We start from the raw sequence: 11,015 nt of genomic DNA on the forward strand, positions 1-11,015 counted from the left end.
CGGACCCGGGCTGGCCTTGACGTGCGCCCGCCCGGGAACCGCCGCGCGTTCTTAAGATTTACCGTTGACCGACTGGTCCAACATCTCCACCACATCGAAAGTTTTCATTTCGTCGGCGACGCCCTTGGCTTTTGTCCCGTCTTCCATCATAATCAGGCAGTACGGGCAAGCGGACGCAATGGCCCGGGCGCCGGTTTCCATCGCCTGTTCGGTGCGCATGACATTGATGCGGGTTCCATGTTTCTCTTCTTTCCACATGCCGCCGCCCCCGCCACCGCAGCACATGCCCCGCTCCCGGCTGCGCTCCATCTCTACGAGATGGACGCCGGGGATCGATTCGAGAATAAACCTCGGGGCATCGTACTCGCCGTTGTACCGCCCCAGGTAGCAGGAGTCGTGGTAGGTCACGTCCATGTCCAGCTCTTTTTCCGGCTTGAGCTTTCCTTCCAGAACCAGGTCCGCCAGGAGTTGGGTGTGGTGGATCACCGGTACCTCCAGGCCCAATTCCGGGTACTCGTTCTTCAAGGTGTTGAAGCAATGAGGATCCGCCGTGATGATCTTTTTGAACTTATAGTTCTTCAGAGATTCCACGTTCTGCTCGGCCATCTGTTGGAAGAGAAACTCGTTGCCGAGCCGCCGGGCCGATTCGCCGCAGCATTCTTCGGCGCTGCCGAGGATGGCAAAATCCACCCCGGCTTTTTGCAGGAGACCCACCAAGGTCCGGGCCACCTTGTTGTTTCGGTCGTCGTAAGAAGCGGCACACCCTGCGTAGTACAGGTATTCCACCTCTTCCCCTTCTTCAAGGACTCGCACGTCGAGACCTTCCGCCCAATCCCCCCGGCTGGAGCGGCTGCGCCCCCAAGGGTTTCCCTGGCGCTCGAGGTTGTTCAGGGCCCGGCTGATCTCCGGTTCCATTTTACCTTCTGTGAGCACCAGATACCGGCGCAGGTCGATGATTTTATCGACGTGCTCGTTAAAGACCGGGCAGGCTTCCTCACAAGCCCGGCAGGTGGTACAAGCCCAGATCTCATCCTCGGTATACACATCCCCGATTAGAGACGGAATCTCCGTGGCCACCGCCGCGCCCGCGTCCCCCGCCCCGGCCCCGGCCGCAGCCATCCGCTGCTGGGCCAAAAGGGTGTCCCCGACCTGCACGAGATGATCTCTCATCTTGAGAATCAGATATTTTGGCGACAGGGGTTTGCCGCTGAGCGTAGCCGGGCAATTGACGTGACACCGGCCGCACTCGGTACACGCGTACCCGTCGAGGAGCTGCTTCCACGTGAACTGGTCCACCCGGCCGACGCCGAACTCCTCCACCGACTCGTCCTCCAGGTCGAGGGTCTTCAACTTGCCGGGCGAGCCGAGTTTACGAAAATAGACATTAAACGGCGCCGCGATCATATGGAGGTGTTTAGACCGGGGAATATACACGAGAAACCCGAGCAGGGTGAGAATGTGCACCCAGACGAAAGCCTCGTGAAATCCCCGCAACACACCCGGCGACCCGCCGGCAAATACGGTCCCGAGCCACGTGGCGATGGGAATCGCCGCACTCGGAGCCTCTTCGCGGAGGGCGATCTGGAGGCCGCTCACCAGCAAATCCGAGATCACCAATATCGTGATGAGTCCGAGAATCACCCCGGCCTCAATGGAAATATCGAGGCGCATGGGCTGCAACACGTAGCGGCGATAGAAAGCCACGCCGATGGCCGCCAGCACCAATAAGGAGAACAGTTCGTGCAAAAACGCAAACCAAGACCATTCCCCATAGGGCAAGTGCACGCCGAAGTACTGATAGGCGATAAAATCCAGGGTGCCAAAGGAAAGGATGATAAATCCCCAGAAAATCACAAAATGCCCCAGCCCCGACGGTTCGGCGATCACCTTCCCCTGGGCGAGGACGTACTTCAGAAAACTCTTGATGCGTTCTCCCGTGTTATCCGTCCGGTTCTCCTCGACGCCCAAACGAAGATACCGATAGCGCTTCGAGAAAGCCGACCAAAAAAGATACACGGAGGTCACGAGGAGCGCCAGAAAAATCACGATGCGCAGGACCGCGATCGCTACCACATCTCAACCCCCCTATACTCAACGGCCCGTAACGACCGTTCGTTCGTTTCCTTCCCTTCAACGTCCGACCTGATAAAATGAATGATTCACCATTCATTTTAACCGTCCCCTCACTTTTGGGCAATGGGTTGTCTTGGAACAAGCCAGAAAAACCGAGGTGGCGGACCCGGCCCGGGGGGACGGAAACGATTCGGCCATTCACGCGCATGGCCCTGCCTCCCGCTCAGCGAGAAGATCCCCGATGGCGGGAGTTCGGCGCCCCCTGAGCGGAACCTCCCGCGCCCCGGGATGACCCTCCCGCCTCCTGACGCGGGCTCGATCCGGGATCCGGTGACGACCCTGGGGAAGCCGGATTTTTCCCCGACGGTCCTTCGCCGGTCAATACCCGGAGGCGCTGCCGAAGGCGCCCGCCGATCTGCCCGCACACCTTGGACGGAAATCCTCCCCAGTAGCCGTCCACCGGAGGTTTCACCCCGAGTTCCCGGGCCAACTCCCATTTCATCCGCTCCATCATTTGCCGCCGTCGAAGCTCGTCCGGCTCGCGTGATGGATCCACCCCCGATCCCTCCTTCACATCTGTTCCGGCGCCGCCACGCCTAGAAGATCGAGCCCCACCCGGAGAGTCCATTGGACGCCACGCACCAGCGCCAGCCGGGCCACCTCGATCTCCGGCGCCTCGCCGAGCACCCGGCAGCTCGTATAAAAACTGTGGAATCTTTTTGCCAGTTCCTCCAGGTAATGCACAATATGGTGGGGCGCATAAGCCGCAGCGGCGCTTTCCACCTCGGTGGGAAAGTTGCCCAGCCATTTGAGGAGATCCACCTCCGGCTCCCTGCGCAACACCCGAAGGTTGGCCGATTCCGCCGCCTGGTCCACATCCGGGTACCCCCGTTCGGAGGCTTGGCGCAAGATCGAACAGATTCGGGCGTGGGCGTACTGGACGTAGTACACCGGATTGTCGTTCGATTGGGACACGGCTAAATCGAGGTCAAAGTCGATGTGGCTGTCGTTGCTGCGGCGCAGGAGAAAATACCGGGCGGCATCCACCCCCACTTCATCCATGAGCTCCGCCATCGTCACCGCGTTTCCCGTCCGCTTGGACATGCGCACCGGTTCCCCGTTGCGGTAGAGGGCCACCAATTGGCACAGCCGCACCACGAGCCGTTCCGGATCCCCGCCCAGGGCGGCCACCGCGGCCTTCATCCGGCCCACGTAGCCGTGGTGATCCTGTCCCCAGACGTCGATCAACCGGTCAAATCCCCGTTCCAATTTGTCCCGGTGGTACGCGATATCCGGTGTCAAATACGTATAGGACCCGTCCGATTTGATCAAGACCCGGTCTTTGTCGTCCCCGAAGGCTGTGGACCGGAACCACAGAGCCCCATCCGCCTCGTACACCCACCCACGGCGCCGCAGCTCCTCGACAGTTTCCTCCACCGCTCCCGATTCGTAAAGTGCGCGTTCGCTGAACCAGCGGTCAAAGCGCACCCGGAATCGGGTCAGGTCATCCCGAATCTGCTGCAACATCGCTTCGAGGCCCTTTTGTTTGAGCGCCTCATAGCGCTTCTCCTCCGACATCTGGGCGTACCGATCACCCTCCTCCCGAACCAGCCGTTCGGCCAGCTCCACCACGTCCCGGCCGTAATATCCATCGTCTGGCATGGGCACGTCCCGCCCCAATGCTTGAAAATACCGGGCCTCCAGGGATATGGCGAGATTGTGCACCTGATTTCCCGCATCGTTAATGTAATATTCCCGCTGAACCTCGTATCCGTCCCATTCGAGAATTCGGCAGAGGGCGTCGCCGTAGGCCGCTCCCCGGGCGTGGCCGATGTGCAGGCGGCCGGTGGGGTTGGCGCTGACAAACTCCACCTGGACCCGGCTCCCCCGGGGTACGGCCCTGCGGCCGTAGGCGCCCTTCTCCTTTAGCACCTCCCGCAAGATGTCGTCCAAATACCCGGTGTCCAGATAAAAATTCAAAAATCCCGGCCCGGCCACCTCGACCCGCTCTACCCCGGCGGCCCGACAGTCCAGGGTTTCGGCCAATTGCTGGGCCAACGCCCTCGGCGGCCGCCGCACCTCTTTGGCGAGCTGCATGGCCGCATTCGACGAATAATCGCCGTGGCGCTTGTCCCGGGGCACCTCGAGATGCACCCGGTCCGCCTCTACGGAGAGACCGCAGCGACCGGCGGCCGCGGCCAACTCCCGGCGGAGTCTCTCTTGCACGTTGAGTAGGGTCGACATGTCGCAAACTCCTTTCCTTCCTCTCGGCCGCAGGCAGGTTTCAACAGGTCGCCGGAACCACCGTGAGAAGCACCTCTCGAATCACTTTGGCCGCCAGAATCTGGGTCTGCTCCGTCGGATCCAGGGGCGGGGAGACCTCGACCAAGTCGAAGCCCACCACCTTCAGCCCGGCCAGACAGTGGATCGCTCTCAGCAATTCCGACGAAGAAATCCCTCCGGGCTCCGCGGTGCCCGTCCCCGGAGCAAAAGCCGGGTCGACGACATCAATGTCCACGGTGACATAGATTGGCCGGTCTTTCCACTCTCCCCGGGCTTCGGTCAACGCCGGGAGCACTTCGAAGGGATAAAAGTGGGTATGGTTTCTGGCAAACTCGAATTCTTCTCTCGGGCCCGAGCGAATCCCGAACTGCCACACCCGCTCCCCGCCCAGCCGTTCCACCGCCCTGCGCATCACCGAAGCGTGAGAAAGGCGTTGTCCCTCGTACTCCTCCCGGAGATCCCCATGGGCGTCGAGTTGAACGAGCACGAGATCGGGATATCGATCGGCCGCCGCTTGAATGGCGCCCCAGCTGACCAGGTGTTCCCCGCCGAGCCCCACAGCGATCTTCTCATCCGCCAGGATCTGCCCCACCGTTTCGCGAATTCTCTCAAGGCTCTGGGCGGCATTGCCAAATGGGAGGGGAATGTCTCCGGCATCGTAGTACCGGATCTCTCCTAAATCGCGGTTCAAATAAGGAGAGTACTCTTCCAGTCCGACGGACACCTCCCGAATCCGCCGGGGTCCCAGTCTGGCCCCGGGTCGGAAGGACACGGTCCAATCCATGGGCATACCGTAGATGACCGCCACGGCCTCGGGGTAATCCGGGCTCGCCCCCAGAAACGCCTCTCCGCTGAATGCCGGGTCAAAGCGGATCGTTTTCATCGGGCGAGCAGCTCCTCGACAAAACGAGGCAGGGCAAAGGAAGCCCGGTGAACCTCCGGGGTGTAGTACCGGGTGTCTATGGGCGTTTCGTCCTCACCTTCCGCCTGCAGGGGATCAGGCCCCTTTGATCCCAGTGTAAAACTCCACATCCCCGTGGGATAGGTGGGCACCGGCGCCAAATACAGCCGCGTCACCGGATAGATCGAAGCAATATCCCGCCAGATCCGGGAAATCAGAGCCGCGTTGAACAGCGGGGACTCCGTCTGGGCCACAAACACCCCTCCGGGCCGAAGCGCCTCATAGATTCCCTCGTAAAATTCCCGGGCAAATAACCCTTCCGCCGGCCCAATGGGTTCTGTGGAATCCACGAGAATCACGTCGTAGGTGTCCTTGTTGGCTTTGACGTGGGCGATCCCATCCCCCACCTCGATCTTTACCCGGGGATCGGCGAACCCCTGAGAGAGTGCCGGAAAATATTCTTGGGATACGGCAATGACCCGCTCGTCAATTTCCGCCAGCACAGCCCTCTCCACCCGGGGATGTTTCACCACCTCGCGAATCGTACCCCCATCTCCCCCGCCGATCACCAACACTTGCTTCGGATCGGGGTGGGTAAACAGCGGTACATGGGCGATCATTTCATGGTAGATAAATTCATCCCGATCCGTGCACATCACCATGCCATCCAGCACCAGCATTCTTCCGTATTCCACCGTCTCCAGCACATCGATTTGCTGATACGGAGTCCGCTCGGTGTGCAAAGTCCTGGACACCTTGGCGGTAATCCCGAAGTTTTCCGTTTGTTTTTCGGTAAACCAGAGCTCCATGGGACACGTCCTTTCCGGGGCACCCCCCGCTGACCCTTCTTAGACGTAGGTATTATACCAGAACACAGGCGCGGACAACGCATTCTCCCCGCCGAGGCCAGGTTCTGAATGATGGGACGGTAGGGACAGTTTGCACCGGCGATACGGCGCCCATACTGGGGATAAGGAAAGGCGGGGAGGCATTGTGAATCGTTTATCTGATGTTCCTGTTCCCTCGAATTCTTCCGCGCCGTCCCCGGGGTCCCTGCCTCCCCTGGGGCGGCCTGGCCGCAATCCGATCAGACGAACGTGGAGAATATGGTTGGCGGCGGGCGCCATGGGAATCGGCCTGGCCGGCTTGGCGGTGCTTTACCTGCGCTTCGCCCCCCTGCCCCCGGGTGGCGATACGCGCCCGACGGTGGTGTACGGGGCGGACGGATCGGTTATCGCACAGTTGTACGGGGGGACGGACCAACGCGACTATGTGCCCTTAACCCGGATTCCCACGGCGATGAAAGAAGCGGTCATCGCCTCGGAAGACGCCCAGTTCTATCAGCACGGAGGCCTCAACTGGCGGGGTATCCTCCGGGCGCTTTGGGTCGACATCCGGGAAGGGGCGGCCGTCCAAGGCGGTTCCACCATCACCCAACAGTTGGTCAAAAACCTGTATCTCACCCAGGACCGCACGTGGACCCGAAAGATCCACGAAGCCATCCTGGCCCTGCAGTTTGAAATGCACGCCTCCAAGGATGAGATCTTGGAACGCTACCTCAATTCCATCTATTTTGGCCACGGCGCCACGGGGGTGGGGGAGGCGTCTTTGACGTATTTTAGCAAGCCCGTGGAGTCCCTGGATCTGGCCCAGTGTGCCCTGTTGGCGGGGCTGCCCCGGGGACCGAGTGTGTATGATCCAATCCATCATTTTCAAGCGGCGAAAGAACGGCAAAAGCAGGTACTGGAGGCGATGGTGCGGGCGGGAATGATCAGTCAGGCGGAGGCGGACCGGGCTTGGCGAGAACCCGTGCCTTTGGCCCGGCAGCCCGCCCCGGACCGGCCTGCGCCGTATTTCCTGGATGATGTCACCCGGGAGCTCAGCTCTGGGTACGATGTGCCGGAATCGGCCTTGGCCAAAGGGGGGCTCTCCATCTACACCACACTGGACCCGAAGCTTCAGCGCCTGGCGGAAGAAGCTGTCGCCCGGGCGATTCCAAAGGGAAGTGGCCTTCAGGCCGCCTTCGTGGCACTGGATCCCCACACCGGGGACATCAAGGCCTGGGTGGGAGGAACAGATTATAGAACCAGCTCCTATGACCGAGTACTCGCCCAGAGACAGCCGGGTTCGTCCTTTAAGCCCATTTTGTATCTCACGGCCCTGCATCGGGGAATGACCCCCACCGCATCCTTTGTCAGCGAACCGACGACGGTCACCTACGGACATGGGCAAACCTACGAGGTGCACAACTATGCCAATCATTATTTATACCGTCCGGTGGCGATGAGAGAGGCCATAGCCCGGTCGGACAACGTGTACGCCGTGGACACCATCATGAAAGTGGGCCCCCAAGCGGTGGTGGAGATGGCCCGGCAACTCGGCATCACCGAGCCGTTGCAACCCTATCCATCCTTGGCGCTCGGCGCATTCCCGGTGTCTCCCCTGGACTTGGCCCGGGCGTACGCGGCGATTGCAAACGGGGGAGTGCAGGTGACGCCCCGGACGGTTCGGGAAGTGCTGGATCCCCAAGGCCGGGCTCTGGAAGTGATCGATGCGAAGACCACCCCGGTCACCGATCCCCAGCGGACATTCATTCTGACAGACCTCATGAAAAGCGTATTCGAGCCGGAGGGAACCGGGGCCCGGGTGGCGCGGGAACTGGAGGGCCGGCCCCTGGCGGCAAAAACGGGATCCACGGATACCGACGCCTGGATGGCGGGATTCTCTCCGAATCTGGTGGCGGTGGCCTGGGTGGGATACGACAAGGACCGGTTCCTTTCTCCCGCGGAGTCAACCCTGGCCTCCCAGATCTGGGCGGATTTTATGAGCGGGGCCGTGGCGCCGGGATCCCCGGATTTTCCGGTTCCCCCCGGGTTGGTCCGGGTGGCGGTGGATCCCCTGTCCGGTAAGTTGGCCACCGAAAACTGCCCCAGGGTGGAGTGGGATTATTTTGTACAGGGGACAGAGCCCATGGAGGTGTGCTCTTTGCACGGAAGTCCACCTCACCCACCAGGGCCCCGAGGGGAAACGAGGACGCCCTTTGACCACCTGTGGGATTGGTTTCAGGGCCGCTCCCGCCGGTGATTGTTGACGCAAGGCGCCGGTTCCAGTATGGTAAGGGCAAAGAAGCACGGGCAATCATTGCCCGCCGAGCTGGGGGGGGCCTAAACAGATGGGTTTGTCGTTGTCGGCGAGGGCCCGGGGAATTGCTCCTTCTCCGACGTTGTCCATTGATGCGAAGACCAAGGCGATGGTCAGCCGCGGTGAACAGGTGATCAACCTCAGCGTGGGGGAACCGGATTTTGAGACCCCTCCCGAAGCCTCTTTGGCGGCGGTGGGGGCGATCGCGGCCGGGTTCACGAAGTACACGGCGGTGGCCGGCATTATGGAGCTGCGCCGGCGGATCAGCCAGAAGTTGGAACAGGAAAATGGCTTGCGGTATGAGCCGGACGAGATTCTCGTCTCGGTGGGGGCGAAACATTCTTTATTCAACATTATGCTTACCCTGGTGGATCCCGGGGACGAGGTGATTATCCCTGCTCCCTATTGGGTGACGTATCCCGAACAAGTCCGGCTGGCCGGAGGAGTCCCGGTGATCTTGCCGACCGATGAGTCCACCGGTTTTAAGGTGACGCCGGGTCAATTAAAAGAAGCTTTGGGGCCAAAGACGAAGGCGGTGATCCTCAACAGCCCCAGCAATCCCACCGGAGCCGTGTATCGCCGGGAAGAACTGGAGGCCTTGGCGGAGGTTCTGCGCCCGGCCGATTGTTACGTCATCAGCGACGAGATTTATGAGAAGCTGATCTACGGCGTGGAGCACGTGAGTATCGCATCTTTGGACGAAGAGATTTTTCGGAAGACCCTGGTGGTCAACGGCTTCTCGAAAGCCTTTTCGATGACCGGGTGGCGGCTCGGTTACACCGCCGGCCCAAAAGATGTGATCAAGGCCATGACCAGCCTGCAGAGCCAGAGCACGTCAAATCCCACATCCATCGCGCAAAAGGCGGGGGTGGTGGCCCTGGACCATTTTGATCCCGATGTGGTGGAAGAATTCCGAGCTCGGCGGGATTATGTGTTGGAGCGGCTCAGGCGGATGCCTTACATCTCCTGCGCGGAGCCGGAGGGGGCATTCTACTTGTTCCCGAACGTGTCGCGGCTGCTGGGGGGGCGGTATCGGGGTCAGACGATCGATACGTCGGACCGGTTGTGCGAATTGCTGTTGGAGGAGGCCCGGGTTTCCCTGGTCCCGGGTTCGGGATTCGGGGCGCCGAACAATATTCGGCTCTCTTACGCGGTGTCCCGGGTGGATCTGGAGATCGCCATGGAAAGGATGGAGGCGTTCCTCGGGGAAGTGGAGCGCTAGAAAGAGGGGGTCGCCGGGAAAGGACCTTTGGCCCGGCGCAGATGAAGGAACATGGGGCGCCCCGGAGCGGCACAGCCGTTTGCGGGGCACCGTTTTAACACTGGTCGGAGCCCCAGATCCGCCCCTCGCCATTGGGCGGACAGCCCAGCACCCCAGGTCGCCTCCACCCATAGGATGGTGAGAGAAGCTGCGGGAAAGGGAGGTGGCGGTCGTGAAAAGTAGTCCTCGGTCGTCCAGGGTGCCGGCACCGCGCAGTCGGACGCCATCTCCGGCGCGCAAGTCGGGCCAAAGCCCCGGGACGGCGAAAAAATCGCTTAAAGCAGACTCGCCAGCCACATTGCCCTCCGTACGCCTGTCCCCTCGGTTTATCCAGGATTCGATCAACTCCCTTGGAAACCTGCGGAAGCTCACCAAACAGGCGCTTCAGTATGTCCAGCAGGCCGATACGATGATCGAAACCCTGTTCTCCACAGCCAATTCGTTGAATGAATCTGGGATTCTGCAAAAATTGATCCAACACCGGGGGCGAAATTTGAGTACGGCGGATTTGGCCACGATTCTCGGGGCACTGCTCAACTCCCCCATTGGAAACCGGTTGTTCGAGCGAATCGGCGGGGATGGTCAAGCTCCACCCCCGTCGGAGGGCTCGTGAGGAACGAGAAACCCGGCCCAAGCCCCGGGCCTGGCACCGCCGCCGTGGTGTTCGTGAGACCGCGGCTGGGGATCGCCGGGGCTGCAAAGGAGTTGGATCCATAAAACGAGGGTTGCGCCGCCCAACGGGTGCAACCCTCCTCGCATGATTACGGGACTTTCGGGATATATTTTTTCATTTCTTTGATGGTCGCGTCGTCCACCCGATCGCCTCCGTATTTTTTCGCCAACTCTTCAACGGTCACCGGACGTCCGGTCCGGGTGGCGTCCTGGAAGGCTTTCGCGAAGGCATTGAGGCGGTCTTCGGACACCGGGATGTGGAACTGCTGGGCAAAACGCCGGGCCATTTCTTTGACGCGTTCGGGGTTCTGCCAGTCCTCAGGGCGGGCATTCTTCACGTCGTTGAGCATGTTGATGAGCCCGTCTTTGCCGACGCGCTGAATGTTCTCCTTGAGGATGTCGATCCCGCTTTTCGGGGCAGCCGCCTGTGTTGTCGGACCTGGACCTAGTGCCGGTGCCGGGCCACGTCCCGTCGGCGATTTCCTTGGAGCTTTGGAAGGGGTGGATTTCTTTCCTTTGGCCACGATGGTTCCTCCTTTCCGGGGCCGCGGTTCATCTTCAGTTTATGGGAACGAGAAGCGATTGGACTCGCATAAACGCCCGAGTTTTTGGAGCACAAGATCACAAACCACAGCCCGTCCTTGGGAGTCCGTCGTGCCATCCTCGCAGGCGGCATCATACAAC

General features: G+C 60.9%; 9 protein-coding genes. 3 read left to right on the forward strand and 6 right to left on the reverse strand.

The window, feature by feature from the left end; genetic code table 11:
- Positions 1–51: 51 nt before the first annotated feature.
- The 5 genes from BTUS_RS16305 to speE all read right to left on the reverse strand — a co-directional run bounded on the left by BTUS_RS16305 (position 52) and on the right by speE (position 6,066).
- Positions 52–2,073: a heterodisulfide reductase-related iron-sulfur binding cluster gene (locus BTUS_RS16305; protein WP_013077165.1), complete on the reverse strand. Its 2,022-nt coding sequence runs from the start codon at positions 2,071–2,073 to the stop codon at positions 52–54.
- Positions 2,074–2,296: 223 nt separating this feature from the next.
- Positions 2,297–2,629, reverse strand: coding sequence for an alpha/beta-type small acid-soluble spore protein (locus tag BTUS_RS16310; protein ID WP_013077166.1), 333 nt, complete (start codon positions 2,627–2,629; stop codon positions 2,297–2,299).
- Positions 2,630–2,643: 14 nt separating this feature from the next.
- Positions 2,644–4,317, reverse strand: a complete 1,674-nt coding sequence (argS, locus tag BTUS_RS16315; protein WP_013077167.1) for an arginine--tRNA ligase — start codon at positions 4,315–4,317, stop codon at positions 2,644–2,646.
- Positions 4,318–4,357: 40 nt separating this feature from the next.
- On the reverse strand, positions 4,358–5,239 hold the full coding sequence (speB, locus tag BTUS_RS16320; protein ID WP_013077168.1) for an agmatinase: 882 nt from the start codon (positions 5,237–5,239) through the stop codon (positions 4,358–4,360).
- A complete protein-coding gene (gene speE, locus BTUS_RS16325) occupies positions 5,236–6,066 on the reverse strand; it encodes a polyamine aminopropyltransferase (protein WP_013077169.1) in 831 nt (276 codons plus the stop codon). The genes speB and speE overlap by 4 nt, the downstream gene beginning before the upstream one ends.
- A gap of 301 nt (positions 6,067–6,367) precedes the next feature.
- Between speE and BTUS_RS16330 the strand changes: the two genes are divergently transcribed.
- The 3 genes from BTUS_RS16330 to BTUS_RS16340 all read left to right on the forward strand — a co-directional run bounded on the left by BTUS_RS16330 (position 6,368) and on the right by BTUS_RS16340 (position 10,272).
- Positions 6,368–8,341, forward strand: coding sequence for a transglycosylase domain-containing protein (locus BTUS_RS16330; protein WP_123809361.1), 1,974 nt, complete (start codon positions 6,368–6,370; stop codon positions 8,339–8,341).
- An 88-nt stretch (positions 8,342–8,429) separates the two neighbouring features.
- Positions 8,430–9,620 carry a pyridoxal phosphate-dependent aminotransferase gene (locus BTUS_RS16335; protein WP_013077171.1) on the forward strand — a complete coding sequence of 397 codons (1,191 nt, stop codon included), beginning with the start codon at positions 8,430–8,432 and terminating at the stop codon, positions 9,618–9,620.
- 211 nt (positions 9,621–9,831) lie between these two features.
- The gene (locus BTUS_RS16340; RefSeq protein ID WP_013077172.1) at positions 9,832–10,272 is read left to right on the forward strand and encodes a hypothetical protein; all 441 of its coding nucleotides are present in this window, start codon (positions 9,832–9,834) and stop codon (positions 10,270–10,272) included.
- Positions 10,273–10,420: 148 nt separating this feature from the next.
- Here BTUS_RS16340 and BTUS_RS18175 read toward each other — a convergent pair whose 3' ends face one another.
- Positions 10,421–10,855, reverse strand: coding sequence for a hypothetical protein (locus BTUS_RS18175; protein WP_013077173.1), 435 nt, complete (start codon positions 10,853–10,855; stop codon positions 10,421–10,423).
- Positions 10,856–11,015 lie beyond the last annotated feature (160 nt).

The organism is Kyrpidia tusciae DSM 2912, assembly GCF_000092905.1.
GTDB classification, from domain to species: Bacteria; Bacillota; Bacilli; order Kyrpidiales; family Kyrpidiaceae; genus Kyrpidia; species Kyrpidia tusciae.

Coding starts and splice junctions, on each gene's coding strand:
- speB (WP_013077168.1), bottom strand. CDS start 5,239: ATGAAAACGATCCGCTTTGACCCGGCATTCAGCGGAGAGGCGTTTCTG.
- BTUS_RS16335 (WP_013077171.1), top strand. CDS start 8,430: ATGGGTTTGTCGTTGTCGGCGAGGGCCCGGGGAATTGCTCCTTCTCCG.
- argS (WP_013077167.1), bottom strand. CDS start 4,317: ATGTCGACCCTACTCAACGTGCAAGAGAGACTCCGCCGGGAGTTGGCC.
- speE (WP_013077169.1), bottom strand. CDS start 6,066: ATGGAGCTCTGGTTTACCGAAAAACAAACGGAAAACTTCGGGATTACC.